General features: G+C 64.6%; 17 protein-coding genes and 2 tRNA genes. 9 read left to right on the top strand and 10 right to left on the bottom strand.

Going from position 1 to position 21,601, the window contains the following annotated elements; genetic code table 11:
• The first annotated feature begins 65 nt into the window (after positions 1-65).
• The 6 genes from IIB36_06040 to IIB36_06015 all read left to right on the top strand — a co-directional run bounded on the left by IIB36_06040 (position 66) and on the right by IIB36_06015 (position 7,318).
• Entirely contained in the window at positions 66-1,481 is a 1,416-nt protein-coding gene (locus tag IIB36_06040; GenBank protein ID MCH7531312.1) for a sodium-dependent transporter, read from the top strand.
• A 153-nt stretch (positions 1,482-1,634) separates the two neighbouring features.
• The gene (locus IIB36_06035; GenBank protein ID MCH7531311.1) at positions 1,635-3,728 is read left to right on the top strand and encodes a 3-isopropylmalate dehydratase; all 2,094 of its coding nucleotides are present in this window, start codon (positions 1,635-1,637) and stop codon (positions 3,726-3,728) included.
• Between the two features lie 129 nt (positions 3,729-3,857).
• Positions 3,858-4,373 (top strand): prepilin-type N-terminal cleavage/methylation domain-containing protein, encoded by a 516-nt coding sequence (locus IIB36_06030; protein MCH7531310.1) that lies wholly within the window; start codon positions 3,858-3,860, stop codon positions 4,371-4,373.
• The gene (locus IIB36_06025; GenBank protein ID MCH7531309.1) at positions 4,374-6,491 is read left to right on the top strand and encodes an HD domain-containing protein; all 2,118 of its coding nucleotides are present in this window, start codon (positions 4,374-4,376) and stop codon (positions 6,489-6,491) included.
• Positions 6,484-6,927, top strand: coding sequence for a hypothetical protein (locus IIB36_06020; GenBank protein MCH7531308.1), 444 nt, complete (start codon positions 6,484-6,486; stop codon positions 6,925-6,927). The genes IIB36_06025 and IIB36_06020 overlap by 8 nt, the downstream gene beginning before the upstream one ends.
• A gap of 25 nt (positions 6,928-6,952) precedes the next feature.
• The gene (locus IIB36_06015) at positions 6,953-7,318 is read left to right on the top strand and encodes a hypothetical protein (protein MCH7531307.1); all 366 of its coding nucleotides are present in this window, start codon (positions 6,953-6,955) and stop codon (positions 7,316-7,318) included.
• Between the two features lie 47 nt (positions 7,319-7,365).
• Here IIB36_06015 and IIB36_06010 read toward each other — a convergent pair whose 3' ends face one another.
• Both IIB36_06010 and IIB36_06005 read right to left on the bottom strand, forming a co-directional pair.
• Positions 7,366-8,673 carry an MFS transporter gene (locus tag IIB36_06010; GenBank protein MCH7531306.1) on the bottom strand — a complete coding sequence of 436 codons (1,308 nt, stop codon included), beginning with the start codon at positions 8,671-8,673 and terminating at the stop codon, positions 7,366-7,368.
• Positions 8,673-9,875, bottom strand: coding sequence for a BamA/TamA family outer membrane protein (locus IIB36_06005; GenBank protein MCH7531305.1), 1,203 nt, complete (start codon positions 9,873-9,875; stop codon positions 8,673-8,675). The genes IIB36_06010 and IIB36_06005 overlap by 1 nt, the downstream gene beginning before the upstream one ends.
• Positions 9,876-10,054: 179 nt before the next feature.
• Here IIB36_06005 and IIB36_06000 point away from each other — a divergent pair, with 179 nt between their 5' ends.
• On the top strand, positions 10,055-10,948 hold the full coding sequence (locus IIB36_06000; protein MCH7531304.1) for an alpha/beta fold hydrolase: 894 nt from the start codon (positions 10,055-10,057) through the stop codon (positions 10,946-10,948).
• Between the two features lie 27 nt (positions 10,949-10,975).
• On the opposite strand, the gene IIB36_05995 is transcribed toward IIB36_06000, so the two are convergent.
• Positions 10,976-11,048 (bottom strand) — tRNA-Val (locus tag IIB36_05995).
• A gap of 8 nt (positions 11,049-11,056) precedes the next feature.
• Positions 11,057-11,129 (bottom strand) — tRNA-Glu (locus IIB36_05990).
• 195 nt (positions 11,130-11,324) lie between these two features.
• On the opposite strand from IIB36_05990, the gene IIB36_05985 reads away from it, so the two are divergent.
• A complete protein-coding gene (locus tag IIB36_05985) occupies positions 11,325-11,615 on the top strand; it encodes a 4a-hydroxytetrahydrobiopterin dehydratase (GenBank protein MCH7531303.1) in 291 nt (96 codons plus the stop codon).
• Positions 11,616-11,645: 30 nt separating this feature from the next.
• On the opposite strand, the gene IIB36_05980 is transcribed toward IIB36_05985, so the two are convergent.
• From IIB36_05980 to ligA, 6 genes are all read right to left on the bottom strand, one after another.
• Complete coding sequence (locus IIB36_05980) at positions 11,646-12,311, bottom strand: HAD-IA family hydrolase (GenBank protein MCH7531302.1); 666 nt, start codon at positions 12,309-12,311, stop codon at positions 11,646-11,648.
• A gap of 16 nt (positions 12,312-12,327) precedes the next feature.
• On the bottom strand, positions 12,328-13,671 hold the full coding sequence (locus tag IIB36_05975) for an aspartate aminotransferase family protein (GenBank protein MCH7531301.1): 1,344 nt from the start codon (positions 13,669-13,671) through the stop codon (positions 12,328-12,330).
• A gap of 15 nt (positions 13,672-13,686) precedes the next feature.
• The gene (locus IIB36_05970) at positions 13,687-14,586 is read right to left on the bottom strand and encodes an enoyl-[acyl-carrier-protein] reductase (GenBank protein MCH7531300.1); all 900 of its coding nucleotides are present in this window, start codon (positions 14,584-14,586) and stop codon (positions 13,687-13,689) included.
• Positions 14,587-14,718: 132 nt separating this feature from the next.
• Positions 14,719-15,672 (bottom strand): calcium/sodium antiporter, encoded by a 954-nt coding sequence (locus IIB36_05965; protein MCH7531299.1) that lies wholly within the window; start codon positions 15,670-15,672, stop codon positions 14,719-14,721.
• Positions 15,673-15,691: 19 nt separating this feature from the next.
• A complete protein-coding gene (gene polX / locus IIB36_05960; protein ID MCH7531298.1) occupies positions 15,692-17,455 on the bottom strand; it encodes a DNA polymerase/3'-5' exonuclease PolX in 1,764 nt (587 codons plus the stop codon).
• A 31-nt stretch (positions 17,456-17,486) separates the two neighbouring features.
• Positions 17,487-19,547: an NAD-dependent DNA ligase LigA gene (gene ligA, locus IIB36_05955; GenBank protein ID MCH7531297.1), complete on the bottom strand. Its 2,061-nt coding sequence runs from the start codon at positions 19,545-19,547 to the stop codon at positions 17,487-17,489.
• A gap of 299 nt (positions 19,548-19,846) precedes the next feature.
• Here ligA and IIB36_05950 point away from each other — a divergent pair, with 299 nt between their 5' ends.
• A complete protein-coding gene (locus tag IIB36_05950; GenBank protein MCH7531296.1) occupies positions 19,847-21,481 on the top strand; it encodes an amidohydrolase family protein in 1,635 nt (544 codons plus the stop codon).
• Positions 21,482-21,601 lie beyond the last annotated feature (120 nt).

Raw genomic sequence — 21,601 nt, 5'->3', positions numbered from 1 at the left:
CGACATGTCGCCGGACGGCTCTCCCAGAGGCCGAACGGCTCTACCAAAAGCCGGAGCGCACACGAATGGAAGAGCAGCAACGCGGTAATTGGAGCTCGAACATGGGCTTCGTGCTCGCGGCCACGGGCTCCGCCATCGGTCTCGGCAACCTGTGGAAATTCCCCTTCATCACGTGGGAGAATAACGGCGGCGCGTTCGTGCTGGTGTACCTCTTGTGCATCGCCGCGGTCGGACTCCCGATCATGATGGCAGAGCTGCTGATCGGACGCTCAACGCAAAAGAGTGCGGTCGGTGCACTGAAGGAAGCTGTCGGACCGGCCTGGGGTCTCGTGGGCCTGTGGGGTGTGCTGTGCGGCTTCATCCTGCTCAGCTACTACACGGTCATCGCTGGCTGGTCGCTCTTTTACTTCGCGAAGACGGTCGGATGGACCCTGAGCGGCTTTCCTACTGGGCTCGCCATGGGTGATCTCTTCGGCGAGCAGGCCGGGAACGGGGGGTTGCAGCTGATGCTCTCCCTGGGGTTCAGCGCAGCGACTGTCGGGGTCGTCTACTTCGGTGTCCAGAGGGGTATCGAGCGGATCGCGCGCCTCTTCCTCCCGGTCCTCTTCGGGATCCTGGTCCTGTTGCTCATCAGCGCACTCGGCATGAGTGGATCGGGCGAAGCTCTGGCGTTCATCTTCCGACCGAACTTCGCCGAGCTCGAGCCCACGGCCCTGCTGGAAGCGCTGGGCCACTCGTTCTTCACGCTGTCGCTCGGCATGGGCGCGATGATCACGTACGGCTCGTATATCTCGCGCGGCCAGTCGATTGTGAGAGCGTCCGCCGTCATAGTGGTGCTCGACACCCTGATCGCGCTGATCGCGACGGTCATCATGTTCTCGGTGATCTTCAGCGTCGAGGGCATGGCGGAGCAGGTGGGCGGATCGACGGTCGGAATGCTCTTCATCTCGCTGCCCGAGCTGTTCTACACCGAGATGCCGTTCGGAACGATCCTCGGCCCGCTCTTCTACGTGCTCGTGGCGCTCGCGGCGCTGACATCGACGATATCACTGCTCGAGGTCGTCGCGAGCTTCGTCATCGACGAGCACGGAGTGGCCCGTCACAAGGCGACGCTCATGTGCGGCGGCGCGGTCTTCCTCTTCACGGTCCTGGCGGCCGTCTCCTTCGGCGCCGTCCCGTTCGTGACCGACCTCGAGTTCGGAGGCTGGCTGGGACAAAAAGTGTTCGGAGGGAAGGTTGGTTGGTTCTCGATGGCCGATCACTTCGTCTCCAACTGGATGCTGCCCACGGGCGGTCTCGCCGTGACGCTGGCCGCCGGATGGTTCATGACCCGGGATGCCACCGAAGGGGAGCTCGCCGACGGTACCGAGCCGGCCTGGTTCCGGTACGGCGCGTGGCGCTTCTTCATCCGCTTCGTGGCGCCGGTCGCGGTGGCGTCGATCATCATCGCGGTGCTCTTCTTCGGCGTGGATTTCAGCTGATGTCGCCGTAGGATTCTCCCTCTCACGGTCGCTGCGACCGCGGGACGCACCGGAAAGCCCCTAGTTGACCACCGGCGGCAGTCTCCGCGTCCTGGCCGGGACACCTTTCGAGTCCCCCGAGTGTACCACGGGCCCAACCTCAACCCTCGGCGAATGATCAAGGACTTGCTGGATCGACCGATCGAGAAGCGTTCGACGACGCTGACGTTCGAGGGCCGCATCCTGTACTTGCTGGACGATGCAGAGCTCTTGAAGGCCCAGCTTTACGAGGGCACGGACATCGAACTCACGGACGCACTCGAGCAGCGACTGCGTGACCAGATTTCCACCGACGAGATCACGCCCGCATACATCTGCTTCTTCTATGACGAGACCCTGGGGGACTTTCCCTACCTGGGCCTCCGTGCGACGAACCAGACCACGGGTGAGACCGAATATCCCGTCGAGCGCAACGCCGTCCGCGACGGGGGCTTCGTATGCTCCGTGGCCGGGAAGCGCCGCGGCAAGGGCAGCAGTCGAGAAGCGAGCCCGTACGCCGAGCTGCACGCGGGCATCAAGGTCGTCGTCGCGGAGAGCATCGAGCGGATCTACAACGAAAACTGCCAGAACCTGGGAGTTCTGACGACGAGCGACTTCGACATCATCGACCGAATCAAGGCGGGAGAGGAGATTCAGCTCGCGGAGTTCACAGCCGGTAAGGACGAGATCACCCGTCAGATCATCGAGTACGGTGGACTCTTCGAGTTCAATGTGGCGCGGCTGCAAAACAAGGTGACGATCCCCGTCGCAGCCGCGCTCGAGGTCGGCGCGGCAAGCGAGCGCCCGATGACAGTCGCCGAAAAGATCCTCGCCAGGCACATGGTCACCGACGCGAGCAAGGGGGTGGCCGGCGTCCCGTGGGTGCAGCCGGGCGACGCGGGTTTCTTCCGGGCTGATATCCGCTTCAGCCACGAATACGTCACCCCTATGGCGTCGATCTTCTTCGAGGAAAAAGTCGGGAAAGACGCCAAGGTCGTGGATCCCGACTCGATCCTGTTCTTCCGCGACCACCTGACCTTCCTGTCCCAGGTGATGAGCCAGGAGCGCATCGAAGATGGGTTGCTCGACGCCGCCAACGAGCTCGAAGTGAAGCAGCGCGAGTTCAGCGAGAGGCAGGGCGTGAAGCTGTATGGCGAACAGATGGGCCAGCAGTTGGGCTCGCAAGCGATCTGCCACTCGAAGATCCTGGAGGAATATGCCGAGCCGGGCATGCTCATCATCGGCACGGACTCGCACACACCTCATGCGGGCGCGATCGGGGCGGTCGCTTTCGGCGTCGGCACGACCGCGATCTTCAACTCGTGGATCACGAAGGACGTGCGCGTGAGCGTGCCGCAGTCCTTCAAGGTCGTGATCTCGGGCGAACCGGCAGCGAACGTGACGGCGAAGGACTACATGCTCGAGATCCTCCGGCACCCGTACGTCCGGGACGGTCACGCGATCGGGCAGATCATCGAGTACGCCGGCCCGGCGATCGAGGCGCTGAGCGTCGACGAGCGCGCGACGATGACCAACATGGCTGCCGAAGTCGGCGCCTTCACCGGCATCATCGGCGCCGACGACAGGTCAGTGGAGTTCATGGTGAACGAGCGAGGCATGGACCCCGAGCGGGCGCTCGCGCTCACCGAGGGCATGCAGAGCGACGCCGGAGCCGAATACGTGAAGGTGATCGAGATCGACGCCTCCACGATCCGTCCGATGGCGGCGCTACCGAACGACCCCGGGAACGGCGTCTGCATTGACGAGCTCGGCGACGACCCGATCCGCATCGACATCGCGTACGCCGGTTCGTGCACCGCGGGAAAAAAGGAAGACATGGACATGTACGCAGCCGTCTTCGCCGAAGCGGACGCGCAGGGGCTCGCGGTGCACCCCGACGTGAAAGTCTTCATCCAGTGCGGTTCGACCGACGTGCGGGAGTACTGCCGTGAGAAGGGCTACCTCGACCTGTTCGAGCGCATGGGCGCCGAGTTCATCGAGCCGGGGTGCGGCGCGTGCATCGCTGCCGGACCGGGCGTGACCAGCTCACCCGACGAGGTTTCGATGTCGTCGCAGAATCGCAACTTCCCGGGCCGCTCCGGTCCCGGGCAGCTCTATCTGGGCTCGCCGTACTCGGTGGCCGCGAGCGCGGTCGCCGGCCACATCACGAGTTGGTCGCCGAACCAGAAGTTCAAACCCGTGCGCTCGAGGAAGCTGGAGATGGTCTGAGACGGGAGGGGTACTCTACCTGGGACTCGTGCGAGGGAAGGGGGACGGGGTGGCTCAAAAGCTTTGATCGACCGTTCGCCCCCTCCTACACTTGAATGGCAGGTAACCCGTTTTCGGGACGCAGCCGCGATGTCATCTGTCTCCCTGGTCGTGGAAAGTCTGAAGTCGGTGTTTCTAGCCCGTCGCTTCGCTACGGAGGAGCGGAGGGGCTTTACACTGATCGAGCTGTTGATCGTCACGGTCATCATCGGCAGCCTCGCATCTCTGGCGATGCCCAACTTCGCCCGCGTGGTGGAGAGGGCGCGCATCGTGCGGGCGATCGGGGACATCAAAGTGATCCAGCAGAGCATCACCGAGTTCGAGATCATCGAGAACCGCTACCCGGTCACGCTCAACGAGCTCGGTCTCGGTCCAAAGTTCGACCCCTGGGGCAACGCTTACGTGTACCTGTTACACGATCCGCCGCCGAAGAAGACGCCGGGCTCTCGCAAGGACCGCTTCCTCGTCCCTGTGAACTCGGACTACGATCTCTACAGCGTCGGAATAGATGGAGAAAGCGTGGCCGCGTTCACTGCGAAGGCCAGCTGGGATGACGTCGTACGGGCCAACGATGGCGGATTCGTGGGCCTCGCGGAGGATTTCTAGTTGAAGGGGATCCGGGTCGAGTTCCTGCGGACAAAGGTCGCTCGCCGGCTGTTTGGGCTCTTCGTCGCTGTCACCGTCATCCCGGTCACGGTCGTGGCGGTCGGGTCCTGGGTGTATCTGCTGTCCGAGCTCCGCACCCAGGCTCTAGACACGATGGCCGAGCAGAACGCGATCGCGGAGCAGATGATCATCGATCGCCTCCGGCGCTCGGAGCAGGACCTATTCACCGTGCGACGCTTGTGGAGTACGAGTGTCTCCCTCGACGCCCTGCCTCCGAGCATCGAGGGCGTGGCGATCGTGACCGCTGAGGGTGTGCAAGAGCAGAGAGGCCGCACGCTGAGCCCTCCCCCTCTCGACGCGATGCAAGAGCAGAGCCTCCGGAGCGGCAAGCCGGTCTTGATCGCGGAGGCGAGCACATCCGGCGGGAGGGTGTTGATGGCCATCCCCGCGGACAGCACCAACCCGGCTCGCGGCGTCCTTTGGAGTAGGCTGACCGTGGACTCATTGTTGGCTACCGCGATCGTCGCGGTGGACGGCTACAACACCGCGAACTTCTGCATCCTCGATTCCGAGTCTCGCCCGTTCGTCTGCACGTCGGAAAACGCGTCCGCGCTTCCGGCGATGGTTCCGCCGCACGGACACAGCCTCCGACGCCACACCGACGATATCGAGCTCGACTTCGGTGGGGAGGAGTACCTGGGCATGTATCGGGAGGTCTACCTCTCCACCATTTTCGCGGCGGACCCCTGGGCGGTCGCCATAAGCGAATCGACAGCGTCGATTTACGCGTCGCTCGAAATCTTCCGGACCAACTTTCCCTTTGGAATCTTGTTCGGACTGACGACCGCGGTCCTTCTGACGGTGGCCATGGTTCGGCGTACGATGGACCCGCTGGAGCAGTTGATCGACGGAACGCGGCGGATCTCAAGGCGTGACCACACCGTACGCGTGAGCGTCGAGTCGAACAACGAATTCGGTGAGCTCGCGGCGTCGTTCAACGAGATGGCGTCACGCATCGGCCGCCAATTCGATCAGCTCGAGGCCGGCCGTGAGATCGACCAGGCGGCGCTCAACGCACCGGACCAAGCCGACGCGGTGGGAGCGCTCCTCAAGGGTGTCGGCCAAGTTCTGTCGAGCAGCCGGAGGAGCGTGCTCATCCTCGAGCCCGGCGGTCACGACGCCCCGGAGATCTACTGGGCGGAGGGTGCTCCCGACGCGCCGATGCAGAGCTCGGTGCTCGTGGACGGGGGTACCGTCTGGCCGACAGGTGCAGCTTCGCACATCCTCGTCCAGGAGTGGGAAGATCTCCCGCAGGTCTTCCGGTCGAGCGGGTTTACTCGCGAGAGCCTGCCCGTTCTCGTGCTCCCCCTCGTCGTCCATGGAGAGCGCGTCGGTGAGGTCGCCGCAGGCGGCGACGCGGGCCGCGTGTTCACCGACGAGGACGTGGACCGCGCTCGCCAACTCGTTGACCAAGCGGCGGTCGCGCTCAACGACGTACGCCTCAGACGCGAGCTCGATGAGATGAGCTGGGAGGCGCTGCGCGCCCTGGCGAATACGATCGACGCCAAGTCACGTTGGACGTCGGGTCACTCACAGCGCGTAACCGACTTGGCGGTTCTTCTGGGCCAGGAGCTCGACCTCTCCGCGAAGGATCTCGACACCCTACATCGGGGGGGTCTGCTGCACGACATTGGCAAGATCGGCATTCCCGCGACCATCCTGGATTGGCCCGAAGCGCTCAGCGCCGAGCAGCGCGCCGTCGTGCAGTCCCACACGGTCATCGGCGCGCGCATCCTCGAGCCGGTCCGGGCCTTCCAGCCCATGATTCCGATCGTCCTGTACCACCACGAGCATTGGGACGGGAACGGCTACCCCGACGGCCTCGTCGGCGACGAGATTCACGAGCTGGCCCGGGTGTTGTCGGTGGCCGACGTGTTCGACGCGATGGTATCGGCGCGGCCGTATCGCCCTGCGATGGATCCCGACGAGGTTCATGACATCATCGTCGCCGAGTCCGGTACGCAGTTCGAGCCCAGGGTCGTGGAAGCGCTCCAGCGGCTGATAGCGGAAGGGTTCACGCCGAGTGAGAGTCAGGAGGCGTTGCTCGTCGATGTCTAGCTTCCGGGGAGAGGATCGGCGTAAACGCAAGGAGCGTCGAATCGACATCATCCGACGCGAGCGCCGGAGACGTTTCCTGAAACGGGCTGGAATCGCCCTAGTGGCACTCCTTGGGCTGCGCGCTTGGGTGAGCCGGCCTCCTCCCGCGATCGACGTGGCGCCGCCATCTCTGATCGGAACCTGGGTGACCGAGAACGAGCGCTACGCCGATCGGGCGTTCGTGATCAGCCAGGACGATATCGAGTTCCACGTTGGAGACGGCGCCGTTACGTATCATCCGATCCTGTCCGTCCAGGAGGTCGAGACGGCGGATCACTGGGCGTACCAGATCAGTTACGCGTCCCCGGACGGTGTGGCCGTGCTGGAGGTCTTTCTTCATGCCGACGGAATCCTTCGCATGAAGAATCCGAACTACGTGGTGTGGACCTTGCGGTGAGCCCCGTTCCTACCTGGAGGTCCGATTGAGACGGTATCGAAGGATGCTGGACGGAGCGCTCTCCGTGCTCGGCGTAGTCACGATCTTTACAGGCCTCCTGCTCGTCCCCCCCGACAGTGTGCAACTTCAGATCATGGTCGTTCTGGCCGGCATCATGGTCTTGGAGGCCGGGGTGTGGGGTCTGTCCCAACAGCTGCTGCCCAATGATCGACAGTTCCTGGATCTGAGGGTGGAGGGCGAGCACTTCATCGACCTCGTCCGCGATCTCAACGAGGCGGCAATCGCGGCGAATCGCGGCGGCGCCGACGCTGACACGCAGTTCAAGGAGGTCCTGGCGCTCATGCACGAGTCCGTCGACCGCTTGGGGGAAGTCGCCGGAAAGGAGGGCTGAGGACCGGTACCACGCCACCCAAGTTCGAAACCGAGCCCGAGGACGAGCTAGGAAGCTGTGGCCTGGGGCGCCACCCGATCCTCCGGCCCCCACTCACGCTCCTCATCGGACACGCCCCTTAGGATCAGCCACGAGATCACGATCCACAGCAAGAGGCTCCCCATCGCCGCAGGTCTGCCCCAGCCCAGCGTGACCGAGACCAGCGCGAACATCGCGGGGCCGAGGATCGCAGCGAAGCGGCCGACCATGCTGTAGAGGCCGTAGAACTCCCCGAGTCTCCGGGGTGGTGCCAGGATGAGCATGTAGGGACGGTCGGCGGTCCAGGTGCCGCCCAGCGCGATGCCGGCGACGCATGCGACCGGCCAGAACCAAACGGTCGGCAGTCCCAGCACGGGGACGGCGACCGCCCCAGAGAGGCTCACGACCCACAGGCCCAGCACGAAGTCGAGGGTTCGCTTGGGCCCGATGCGGTCCACGACGGAGCCGAGAGTCAAGCCTCCTACGACCGCGAACGCGATGGCAACCAGCATGAGGAGTTGGGCGCCCCTGACGTCGAAGCCGATTTCCTCGGTCGTATATATGCCAAGGAAGATGATCACGGTGTTCGCCGCGTCGGTATAGAACATGCGCCCGACCAGAAACCGTCCGAGCCCCCGGTACCGTGGAAGGTGCCGGAACGTGTCCCTGACCTGACCGAACGCACTGCGCACCGCCCTGAAATCGATCCTCACTTTGGCGCGGAGCTGCGGTTCCTTGACGAAGAGGAAGATCGGGACCGCGAAGATCGCGAAGATCAGAGCGGTCACCCGGAAGATGCCGACGTGCCCGATCCGGTCGAGGAGCAGCAACCCGCTCATGATTCCCAGGAAAGAGCCGAGGTACCCGACACCGATGCCGAAGCCCCCGATCACGCCCCTCGTGCGCTTCGTGCTCACGACCGACAGCGTCGCGTCGTAGAAGATCAGGCCCGACTGAAAGAAGTAGTTGGCGACGACGAAGACTCCGAGGGTGACCCACAGTCTTCCCAGGCCCAAGGCGGCGGTGCACACCACGCATACGATCGTACACGCCATCAGGAACGGGAGGCGGCGGCCCGCCTGGTCGGAGAGAGCACCGAGGATGGGAGCGCTTACGAAGACGAGCGCCATCGTCAGGCTGTTGGTGTAGCCCCAGGTCGCGTCCGTCCCACCCATGTCGATGACCCAGAGCCCCAGGTAGAACGACACGATGTTCATCGAGAAGACCGTGTTCGCCAGGTCGTACAGCGACCACGACAAGACCGGCCGGGTCAGGACGGTGCCCCAGTAGCCCCCGCTCGAGGGCGTCTTGGCCGGGATCTTCGCTTCCGGCGCCATCAGTAGAGATACCCGAGCCCGATGTATATCGGCATTCCAGCTTCCTCCGAGCGGCCCATGTCGACCGCGACGATGAAGTTCTCCCCCATGCCAAACCGAGCACCGCCCCCAAAGCCGCGGTGAAGGTCGGTCATCAGTTCGCCGAGCCGGATATTACCGTCCCACACCCGGCCCTGATCGAGGAAGGCCGAAAGCACCACGTGGAAGGACGTACCGAATAGGAGGAAGTCGGCGGCGCGCCATCGCAACTCGGCATTCCAAACGAGCATGCCCCGCCCTACGAACCGGTTCTTGAGGACGCCTCTTACGGTCTTGGCACCCCCGAGCCCCTCCTGCTGCTTGAACGACGTCTGCACCTGAAAGAGGTCGTGAACGGGCGCGCCCGCGCCGACGCCCTGAAGCAGGTAGCGGTGCGCGAAGACAATGCGCTCGCCGAGGGAGAAATAGCGGCGATCCGTAAACGTCCACCGCGTATAGCCCGCGTCCGCGCCGAAGCTCTCGTCTACACGTTGAATGAGTAGCTCGGTCCACACACCGCTGCGAGGTCCCGTCTCGCGGTCGCGGGAGTCCCACACGAGCCCAGTCCGTACGTAGTTGGACCAGGTCGTCTGGTCTGTCGAACTCACGTCCATCTCGTATAGTGTGCCTCCGTCGTTCTCGGGAACGGGAAGAACTGAGGTGCGCACCAGTCCGGCGCCGATGAGCCACCGAAGGGGGGTCTCGGCGACGTTCCGCTGCAGGTTGAACGTCGCGCTGCGCCGTGTGCGACCGAAGCGGTAGTAGAACGGGTCGGGGCCGTCGTCATCGTCGAGGGCCTCGTCGTAGGGCTTTGCGTTTCCGACGCCGTAGTACGGCGTGGCGATCTGCTTCTCGCTGCCGAGGTAGGCGTCCAGCCGCCACCCGGCCGCAAGCACATGCGGGGCATCGAAGAAGACCGTGAAGTCACGCCGCCCCCTGCTGGTCAGAAACACAGTGGGCCTTAAAGACCAGACATAGGGGAGTAGTCCACCTTGCCCGTACTGGTACAGTTCTACCAACGCACCGTACCCGACGCCTTCATCGGAGTCGAAGTTCAGCGCCGGCAAACCGCCGATTTCGAGGCCTGTCGGCCCTTGTTGGGCATCCCCCGTACTGGGGTAGGCGACTCCGACAGATACCGAGAGGGCGACGGCACACAACCAGCGGCTGTGAGGAGTGGTCATCGGAACTCCGTGCGGAAGTTGACCTCGGGCTCGAGACGCAAGCTGTGGGTCCAGTGTCGCCGCACCCATACGTATACCGACGTAGACCGATACGCACCCCCCCAGCCTCTTTCGTCACTTCTGGCGTTTCGGCATCGTAGGGCCGCCGAGCCCGACCTACTTCCGATGGAGCAGCCCCGTTGAGCCACGTACCACCGTTCACGCCCGACCGGAGACTCTTTCCGTTCGAGTCCAAGTGGTTCGACAGTAGTGCCGGGACGGTCCATTTCATCGACGAGGGGGTCGGCGATCCGATCCTGTTCTTGCATGGAAACCCCACGTGGAGCTTCCTCTATAGGGGCATCATAATTCGGCTGAAGAAGCGATTCCGCTGCATCGCCGTCGACTACCCCGGCTTCGGCCTGTCGGAGGCTCCGGACGACTACGGGTATACCCCGGCCGATCAGGCTGGCGTGGTGCGCGAGTTGGTCCAGCATCTTGGCTTGCAGCACCTCACGATCATGGGCCAAGACTGGGGCGGCCCGATCGGTCTGCGGGTGGCGCTGGACGAGATGCCCCGGTTGCGCGCACTGGTCATGGGAAACACGTGGTACTGGCCCATCACCTCGCTTACGGCGAAGGCCTTCGCGTACGTCATGTCGTCCGCCCCCATGCAGTCACAGATCCTCAGGAAGAACCTGCTCGTCGAGAAGATCATGCCGATGATGGTGAAGTATCCGCTCGCCGAGGAGGTCATGCACCACTACCGGGAGGCGCTCTCGACCCCGAAGCGGCGCGTGGGTGCAGCCGAGTTTCCGCGTCAGCTCATCGAGTCGAGCCTCTGGCTCGGTGACCTCGCGGACGAAGTGCAGGAGAGGCTCTCCAACGTGCCTGTCCTGCTCACTTGGGGTCTGCACGACCTCGCGTTCCCCCGGCCGTACATGGAGCGCTTCCGCGAGGACTTCAAGGTTAGCCAGGTCCAGCGGCTCGACGCGAAGCACTACATCCAAGAAGACGCGCCCGGTGAGATCGCTGAGGCGATCGAGGGTTTCCTGGACGCGCTGCCCCCCACGGGTGCTACGCCGTCGGCATGACTTTGCTCATCGTGGCAGCCGGGGGAATGGTCGCTGCAGGACTCGAACCTGCGACATCCACGATGTGAACGTGGCGCTCTACCAACTGAGCTAAGCGACCGGCGTCAGTACCCCCACGGGGAGTCGAACCCCGGTCTCCGCCGTGAGAGGGCGATATCCTAGGCCACTAGACGATGAGGGCATCGTTACTTCAGATACTTCCGAAGGGCTCAAAATTTCGAACGGGCCGCTCCAAGCGTCAACCCCTCAACGCCCAACCGCTCTCCAGTGTCATGGCTGATGGTGCGTGTGGGATTCCAGCGCGTTGCGGGAACTTCCTGCACATGACGGTAAGTTACTCTTCCACAAGGGATTAGGTGGCATGCGCGGGGCAACAATGGTGAGCAGGCTGGACCCCGAGTCGCTTCGTGGCTGGTTGAGGAGTCGACGGGGATGGAAGCGCCGCTCCAACAAGCTGGTCAAGGACTTCTCGTTCGGTTCCTTTCGGGATTCGATCGTTTTCGTGAACCGGGTCGCCACGTTGGCTGACGCTCACGATCACCATCCTGACATCGAAGTTCGCTACTGCACGGTAACCCTGACGCTGTCGACGCACGACGCACGGGGGATCACCGACAAGGATCTAGAGCTGGCCGAGCAGATCGACTTTGCAACGTCGTCGCACTAAGATGGCTGCCCGGAAAGGGCGGTGGCCCTTCTAGGGCCGCGACAGCGAGGTGTGGAGTACGCCTTCTAGACCAGTCAGGTAGAAGTCCGGTTCCTCTGCCGCGAGTACTTCGCGGCTGAACGGTCCCCAGAGCGCCGCGGCCGTGTGCGTGCCGGCCGCCCTGCCCGCGCGAAGATCGAACGGCGAGTCTCCGACGAACACTACCTCGTTCGCCTCGTCCGCGAGGCCGAGCCGTTTCAGCGCCAGCTGCACCGGTTCCGGGTCCGGCTTCGGGCGCTCGACTTCATCGGCGCACACGACTGCGTCGAGGCTTTCCCATAGTCCGCAGCACTCGAGAGTGCGGCGAGCCAGTCCGCTGTGCTTGCTCGTCACGACCGCCAGCCTAGTCCCGTTCTCCCGCAGCGTCGACAAGACGGAGGCCGCGCCCGGGAACGGCTCCACGAGGTCATCGTGGATCTCGCGTTGGTAGGCGACATAGGTAGAACGCATGCGCTCGGCCTCGGCAGCGTCACGGGCAAAGTCCCCGAGCTGCTTCGGCAATGGAATCCCGATGGTCGCGAGGAAGCGCTCGTCGGGCGGCGCTTCCCCGAGATGCGTCCGCATGGTGTGTCGATAGCTGCGCAAGATCAGCTCGATCGTGTCGGCGAGCGTACCGTCGAGGTCGAAGAGGACGCCCTTCCAGGCTCGGCTCGTCATAGTTCGGCCGTCACCGTCACACCGCCTTTCGAATCAAGCCACATAGCACGCCACATGCGTGTTTCGCCTGCATGTCACTCAGGCTTGCCGGGGGCGTCAGTTGGATCACCTGACCGCGGTCGCCGGCAGGCAGCAGGATCAGCCCCTCCCGAAGAGCCGCCTCCGCGACCCTGACGGCCTGTCCATCGCCGGCCAACTCGACGCCTATCAGCAGCCCGAGCCCACGGACGTCGACCACCCCCGGCACGGAGGCCAACTCGGGCTCCAGAAGCTCCAGGAGCCGAGCGCCGAGCACGCGGGCTCTGTCGGTGACGTGCTCGCGCTCGAGCGTCTCCAGGACCGCAAGCGCCGCGGCACACGCGAGGGGGTGTCCGAGAAACGTACTCGTATGGATCGCCTCCCCGCGGCTTTCGGGCCAAGCGTCCATCACCTCGCGGCGCGCGAGACAGGCCGAGATCGGGACCCCGCCGCCGAGGGCCTTTCCCAGGCACACGATGTCGGGCTCGAGGCCGACCCGGTGCGAGGCGAGCAGCGCGCCGCATCGGCCCAGACCCGTGAAAACCTCGTCCGCGATCACGAGCGCCCCCGACTCGGCCGCAACCTGCGACAAGGAAGACATGAATCCGTCCGGCGCGAGCCTCGCCCCCGCCCTGCCCTGCACGGGCTCCACGATCACCGCTCCGATGGGGTCGCCATTCGGCGCGCCGTTCTCGAGCGCGAGGCGAACCTCGGTGAGCGCGAGTTCGGCCGTGCCGTCCCCATCCAGCGCGACGTCGGGAAACGCGGCGAAGGCGACGCCCCCGTACAGCCTCGCCGAGAAGGGCGCCCGAAAGTGCTCGCGCTCCGTGGCGGCAAGCGAACCGAGCGTGAGTCCATGATAGCCCCCTCGGAAGGCGAGCACGCCCGGCCGGCCCGTCGCGAGCTGTGCGGTCTTCAGCGCGATTTCGACGGCCTCCGAGCCGGTAGACGCCAGCACGGCACGCGCCTCGTTCCACGGAGTCAGAGCACAGAGGCGCTCGAGCAGGTCCAGTTTCAGCCCGGAGGGGTGCACGTCGCCCATGCCGTGCAGGAGGGTCCCGGACTGTTCGCGCACGGCGGAGACAACCGCAGGGTGCGCGTGGCCCAACAGCGCCACACCGAACGCACTGCTCAGGTCGATGTACACGTTCCCGTCCACGTCGCGCACGTTGGCGCCACGGGCCTCCTTCCAGAAAATCGGCCAACCGTCGTCGATGTAGGTGATGTTGCGTGATTCCACCGCACGCAGACGCTCTGCCATCGCGCGGGATACCGTCGCAGGAGGCTGGACGCGAATGTCGGGGAGCAGCGCTCCGAAGCCGTCTTCGCTTCGGTCGTTCAAGGACCCTCCGAATGTCTATTCTGCGCTGAGCCGTGTGCCAGCCGGCATGCCCATCGCGTGATACCCCTTGTCCACATGCAGCGTCTCACCGGTGATCCCGGCCGCGAGTGGGGAACACAGGAAGGCGGCCGCGTTCCCAACGTCGTCCGGCTTGGTGGCCTCGGGCAGTGGAGCGTTGGCGGCACAATAGTCGACCATGAGCTCGATCGTACCGATCGCCTTCGCCGCTCGACTTGCCAGCGGTCCCGCGCTGATGGTGTTCACACGAATGCCGAACTTGCGGCCCGCCTCGAACGCCAAAGTACGCGTATCGCTCTCCAGTGCGGCCTTTGCCGAGCTCATGCCGCCACCATAGCCCGGGATGACGCGCTCGGCCGCCAGGTACGAGAGAGATACGAGGGCGCCTCTCTCGTTCATGAGCGGACCAAAACGCTGGATCATGCTCACCATGGAGTAGGCGCTCGTGCTCAGCGCTGCGAGGTACCCGTGCCGGCTCGTCTCGATGAGCGGGCTCCGCACCTCGGGACCATTGGCGAGCGAGTGCACGACGACGTCCAGGCACCGGTCCCCGAAGTCGGCGCACATCTTGTCGGCAACGCCCTGGATGGTGTAGCCCTCGAGCTCGGCATAGCGCTTGGACGAGCTCACATGCTCAGGCACGTCCTCGGGCGTGTCGTAGGCAGCGTCGAGCGGGTAGATCCTCTCGAACTCGATCTCACCGCCACCGGGAAGCGAGAGATCCAGCTTCCCACGCTCCAGGCTCTTCGTGAAAATCCTCAGGGTGGGGGGCCACGTGCCAACGCATACCGACGCGCCGGCCGCGGCGAGCGCGCGCGCGATGGCCCAGCCATATCCCCTATCGTCAGCGACACCAGCCACGAGCGCTCGTTTTCCGGACAGATCAATCGGAAGCATCGCGCGCAGCTCCTAGTGGACTTTGATGCCGTGAAGGCCCCGGAGGGAGGCTCCAAAGCTACCCGGGGCCGCGCCGACCGCCTACCCCGCCGGAACTTCACACGCCTCGGCTGGACCCCGAACCAGGAGGCACTACACGAGCCAGACGAGCGCGCCGACGTAGGATGTGAGCAACAGGGCCCCCTCCCAGCGTCGGATACGCCAACGGGAGCGCAGCACGGGAAAGAGCAACAGGGACATCGCTACGACCACCGGGAGCTCTCGCGTGAGCACATCCGGGGGGATGGCCAGCGGCCGCACGACCGACGCCGTGCCCAGGATCGCGGCTACGTTGAAGATGTTGGAGCCAATCACGTTACCGACAGCGATGTCCGCTTCGGAGCGTAGGGCCGCCACGAGCGAGGTCGCCAACTCGGGCAGGGACGTGCCCACCGCCACGACCGTCAGGCCGATGACCACCTCGGAGATGCCGAGCTCACCTGCGATCTGAACTGCTCCCTCGACGATGCAGATGCCACCCAGGACCAGGCATGCCGACCCTGCGATCACCCAGAGCACGTCGCTGCCCGAAACGAGCGATGTCGTGCGTTTGGACGCCTTCATGAACTCCTCGTACTCGCCGAGGATCTCGGGAGCCTCATCCTCTACGGAGTGGAACACGAAGATCAGGTACGCGACCAATGCGAACAGCAAGAGCACACCGTCACCCCGGCTCAATACGCCGTCCCACGCCAGCGGATAGAGCGAGAGCGTGACCAGTAGCATGAGCGGCATCTCGCGCCAGACGACGCGAGCGCGCACGTCGAGGGGACGCACGAGCGCGGTGAGCCCGAGGATCAAGCCGATGTTGGCCAAGTTCGATCCCATGACGTTCCCGATCGCGAGGTCGGGATTTCCTCCGAGCGCTGCGACTGTGCACACGACGAGCTCGGGGGCAGAAGTACCGAACGAGACGACGGTGAGTCCCACCACGATGGGGCTGACACCGAGCGAAGCTGCCAGGCGTGCTGCCCCGCGCACGAGCCACTCCGCCCCGTAGTAGAGAACCCCGATCCCGCACACGAGCAATACGACGTCGCCGATCATCCCCGGCACCCGCTTTCCGTCACGTCCCGCGTCTTCTCAGCCAGCCCGTTATCTCCTCCACGGAGCGCGTGTTCAACACGTCCCCGGCCTCCAGCCATCCCCGTCGTGCCTGGTCCACGCCGAAGCGCATGTCGGCAAGGCCCCGTGGCGAGTGCGCGTCCGTGCTGATCACTACAGGTACTGCGAGCTCTTTGGCTCGGCGCACGTGAACGTCACTGAGGTCCAGTCGGTTGGGGTTCGCATTGAGTTCGACCGCCAAACACAAATCCGCCGCGGCCTCGAGCACGGCCTCTATGTCGAGCTCGAAGGGTTCGCGGCGGCTGATTCTTCGTCCTGTTGGATGGGCCAATATATCAACAGAAGGGTGCTGCATGGCCCGGAGTACCCGTTCGGTCATCGTCTTCCTGTTCTGATCCATGAAGGAGTGGACGGAGATGACGACCAGGTCGAGCTGCTCCAGAACGTCGTCTGGCATGTCTAGAGAGCCATCCCGGAGGATGTCGACCTCGACACTCTTGAGAATCCGGATGCCTGGCACGAGTTCCTGAACTTCCTCGATCTCGGACCACTGCTCTCGCGCGCGCGCCGGGGTGAGTCCCTGAACCATCGCCATAGCCTGGCTGTGGTCCGTGAGCGCGAAGTACTCGTAGCCGCGCTCGAGGCACGCCCTCGCCATCTCCTCCACCGACGCCTTCCCGTCGCTCCACGTGGAGTGCATCTGGAGATCACCCCGCATGTCCGCCAGTGACACGAGCTCCGGCAACTCACCTCCGCATGCAGCCTCAACCTCACCGCGGTCCTCCCGGAGCTCCGGCGGAACCCACGACATGCCGAGCACCTCGTACACGCCCTGCTCGGTGTCTCCGGCGAGCCGCTCTCCGTCTTCCTTGCCGAGGGGCTCGTCGTCCTCGCTCTCCGGCACGCGGAAGACACCCCATTCGTTCACGCGCAGCCCTTGGCGGACCGCGCGCGCGCGCACTGCGACGTTGTGCTCCTTGGAGCCGGAGAAGTACTGGAGCGCCGCCCCGAATGATCTCGACGGGATGACACGCAGATCGACCTGCAATCCTGAGTGAAGGACGATACTGCCCTTGGTGTTCCCTGCGCCTTCCACGCGCTCGGCGCCGGAGAACGACACGAAGTGGTCCACGACGGGAGTGCCATCACCCTCGAGCTCGGCCAGGATATCGACGTCCCCGATCGTCTCTTTCCGGCGGCGAAGGCTTCCCGCAACCTCGATTCGTCCCACGCCTGGCGCTGCCTGCATGTGTTCGAGCACTCCGGCGATGAGCCTCTCCGTCTCGTGGATCTGGAAGCGCCCCGTGTGTTTCCTATGGTCTTCGATCGCGCGCACGATCTTGCCGGCGCTCTTCACACCGAAGCCGTCGATCTCCTGGACCCGTCCGATCTCGAGCGCGGCCGCGAGATCATCCACGGTCCGCACGTCGAGCTGCTCGAAGAGCTTCCTGGCCTTCTTGGGTCCCACGCCGTCGAGGCGCATCAGCTCGACGAGCGAGCGCGGAAACTCGGCGGCGACCTCCTCGAGCCGACTGATCGAGCCGGTATCGAGGAACTCGCCGATGTACTTGGCGACACTCTTGCCGATACTTGGCAGCTCGGTCAGATCCTCACCGGCCTCCACCATGTCCTTGAGTGGCCGGCTGAGACTGTTGATCGTGTTGACGGCGTTGCGGTACGCACGGATGCGGAAGGGTGAAGCGCCCTGGATTTCCAATAGGTCCGCGAGCTCAGTCAGCGTCCGGGCGACGTCGAGGTTCTCCATCAGACGCGGAAGGGCGTCGAACAATCGCAGATCAAGGGAGGTCGACCCCTCCACCGAGCGTTCTGACCATCTCCACGAAGGCATCGAAGTCGAGCACGGTTACGCCGAGTCGCTCGGCCTTCTCGAGCTTCGAGCCTGCGTTGTCACCCGCCACCACGTAGTCGGTTTTCTTGGAGACCGAGGAGGCGGTCCTCCCACCCACCGATCGCCAGGCGGCCTCGGCTGCTGCCCGTGGAATCGGGATCGTACCGGTGAAGACCGCGGCGCCCGCGTCCGGTAGCTCGTCCGGCAGCGGTTCGGGACCCACGGGCACGACACCTCGGTCCAAGATCGCGTCGATCGCCGCAACGTTGCGGCCATCCTCGAGAAACGTCGTGATCGTCTCGCTCATCTTCGGGCCGATCCCGTCGACCGCCTCGAGTTGCTCGGCAGTCGCGCCACGGATCGCTTCGATCGTGCCGAAGTGTTGCGCGAGGTCTCGGGCCACGGTGACTCCGACCTCTGGGATGCCTAGCGCGATGAGGAAGCGCGCGAGCTCCGGCTTCTTCTTCGACTGGATCGCTTCGATCAGCGCATTCGCGGACTTCTCCGCGAAGCCCTCGTGCTCCACCAGCTGTTCGGGGCGGAGGTCGAAGAGCTCGGCGAGACTTCCGACCAGGCCCTCTCGCACGAAGAGCGCGGCGGTCTCCTCACCAAGGCCCTCTATGTCGAGCGAGGACCGAGCACCGAAGTGCTCGATCCGACGCTGGAGCTGCGCCGGGCAAGCGAAGCGGTTCGGGCACTTGGTGCGCGGACCCTCCTCGAAGACCAGAGTGCCGCAGGCGGGGCACTCCGCAGGCATCTCGAAGGGGGGCCGGCGGTTCTCCTCGTGCTCGACCACCTCGACGACCTGGGGGATCACGTCCCCAGCGCGCTGGATCCGCACCGTGTCGCCCTCTCGCAAGTCCTTGCGCTTGAGCTCCTCCCGGTTGTGCAGGGAGGCGCGGGACACCGTGACGCCGCCCACGACGACCGGACGAAGGATCGCAACCGGTGTCAGCACCCCGGTGCGACCCACGTTGATGTCGATCTTGTCGATACGCGTGATGCCCTGGCGCGGCTCGAACTTGAGCGCGAGCGCCCAGCGCGGGTGATGCGACGTGGCGCCGACCGCCGAGCGCATGGAGGAGTCGTCCAGCTTGATGACGATCCCGTCGATCTCGAAGTCGAGCTGGTCACGATCCGCACCGAATGCCGCGTGGTAGTCGAGGATCTCTTCGACTGAGCCAGCCAACTCGATACGTTCGGGTAGCTTGAAGCCCCACTGACGGATCGCTTCGACCCCCTCGGTGTCACTCCGAAACGTCTGTCCTTCCACGACCAGCAGGTCGTACACCAACACATCGAGCTTCCTGGATGCGGTCACCTGCGGGTCGAGCTGTCGAACCGAGCCCGCCGCCGAGTTGCGTGGGGACGCGTACGGGTCGAGGCCCGCCTCGACGAGACCCGCGTTGAAGTCCTGGAAGTCGGAGATGTACATCAGGACCTCCCCGCGCAGCGCCACGAGCGCCGGTGCTGGACGGTCGTCCGTGCGCAGGCGCAGCGGCACCGACGGAATGGTCCGAATGTTCGCCGTAACCTGCTCCCCCTCGCGGCCGTTGCCGCGTGTAACCGCCCGGGTGAGCACGCCCTGCTCGTAGACGAGCTCGATGGAGGCACCATCGAGCTTCGGCTCGAGCACATAGACAGGTTCGTGGCCCTCGCCGAGCGCCTTGCGCATGCGCTCGTCGAAGCGACGTACCTCATCCGGGTCCTGCGTCGAGTCGAGCGAGAGCATCGGCGCAGTATGCGCCACCGTCTCGAACTTGTCCTGCGGCTCCGCTCCGACTCTTTGCGTCGGAGAGTCGAGAGCGCACAACTCCGGATACGAGGCCTCGATAGCTTGCAGTCGCTTGAACATCGAGTCGTACTCATCGTCCCCGATCTCGGGGCGAGCCTCGGCGTGATAGAGGTAGGAGTGACGCCGGAGCTCGTCGCCCAGCCTCTCGGCTTCAACACGGGCCTCGTCGAGGGTCATCGTGTTCGGATCGACTGCGCGCGACTCGTGGCTCACAGGAAGTGGCGGCTCCTCCGGGCATGGCCCCGGGTCCGGGTATGGCTCTGGGTCAAAGGGACGCCAATAATACCGTCTAGTCTCCCTATGGGGACACGCTGCCCGGCCGACCTCGAAGGCTGGCCGTTGGTCATCGCCGCGCTTCGAGACACGTTCGCGGAGCTCGAGTCCGGCAACTGAAGTGGTCGTCGTGTCGCGGGAGGGTCCGAGGTATCGTGGCGCGATCAAGGTCCGACATCGATACTTTACGCCCCCGCACGCCCTCGCGTCGGGCCGGGCAATATGAGTTCGGAGGAAGAATGAAAACGGATCAGCCACTTCTGCGTGTAGCGTTCGCCGTCGCGACCCTCTTTGCGATGGCCGGCAGCGCCGCCGCCCAGATGGAAGACACCAACCCCAGGCGCGCGGATGAAGGAGATGGCCCTCACGAGCGGCTGATTCTCAGGGGCGCGACGTACATCGACGGCGCCGGCGGACCGCCAATCGGCCCGGTGGATATCGTCATCGAAAACGACCGTATTGCAGAAATCCGCTCGGTCGGCTTCCCGATGGCACCGATCGACGAGAACCGTCGGCCACAGGGCGCCACGCGTGAAATCGACATCTCGGGCATGTACGTGCTGCCGGGCCTCATCGACATGCATGCACATACGGGCGGCGCCGGGAAGGCGCCACAAGCCGAGTACGTCTACAAGCTTTGGATGGGCAACGGCATCACGACGTCACGCGGCGTGGGCCACGGCTCGATGATGTGGGGACTGCAACAGAAAGCGCTCTCCGAGCGAAACGAGATCGTCGCACCCCGCATGTTCACATACGCCCGGCCGGGCGAAGGCTGGGACCAAGGCCCCGTGAACAGCCCCGAAAGTGCGCGCGATTGGGTGCGATGGGCCGCGGCCGTCGAGGTGGACGGCGCGAAAATCGATGGCCTCAAGCTGACTTCGTTCCCGCCGGCGATCATGGAGGCGCTCAACGACGAGGCGCATAAGCACGGCCTAGGCACCGTGGCCCACCTGGCACAGACCGGGGTGTCGCGCATGAATGCGCTGGACGCGGCACGCTCCGGCCTCGACATGATCACTCACTACTACGGGCTCTTCGAGGCCCTGTTCGACGACCGGACCATCCAGGACTTCCCGCACGACTACAACTACAACAACGAGCAGGACCGCTTCGGCCAGGTCGGGCGGCTGTGGTACCAGTCCGCGGAGCGGGGATCAGAGAAGTGGAATGCGCTGATCGACGAGTTCCTGGAGCTCGATCTCGGACTCGATCCGACCATGACGATCTACGAGGCCAACCGGGACGTCATGCGCGCCCGTGAGGCCGAATGGCACGAGGAGTACACACTTCCGAGTCAGTGGGACTTCTATCAGCCCAGTCGTCAGGCTCACGGCTCGTACTGGTACTACTGGACCACCGAGGACGAGTACCACTGGGGCAAGTTCTACGACAAGTGGATGCAGTTCCTCAACGACTACAAGAACGCCGGCGGCATCGTCACGACCGGCTCGGACTCGGGCTTCATCTACAAGCTGTACGGTTTCGACTACATACGTGAGCTGGAGCTTCTACGGGAGGCCGGCTTCAGCCCCCTGGAGGTAATCCGGGCCGCCACGTACCACGGGGCGCTCCAGCTCCACAAGCCGAAAGGCATGGAGAACGACCTCCAGTTCGGCGTGCTCGAGGTTGGCATGAAGGCCGACATGATCGTGGTCGACCGCAACCCGCTCGCGAACCTCAAAGTGCTCTACGGGACCGGCGCTCCGATGCTCAACGACGAGACCGGCGAGCTCGAGCGAGTGGGCGGCATCACGTACACCATCAAGGACGGCATCGTCTACGACGCGAAACAACTGCTCGCGGACGTGCGCGAGATGGTACGCCAGCAGAAGCGGGAGCGCGGCATCATCAGCGAGCAGGGCGGGAGCTAAAAGCCCGTGGTATTTGTCGCCCAATCCACGCACCAAGATTTGGGCGAACCGTGAACGTCGCCAAACTCAGGGCGGACACCCCCGGGTGCGCGAACCGCGTGCACCTCAACAACGCGGGGG

It is taken from the genome of Gemmatimonadota bacterium (assembly GCA_022560615.1).
Taxonomy (GTDB): domain Bacteria; phylum Gemmatimonadota; class Gemmatimonadetes; order Longimicrobiales; family Gaopeijiaceae; genus UBA1138.
This window is presented reverse-complemented; position numbering and strand designations above follow the sequence as displayed.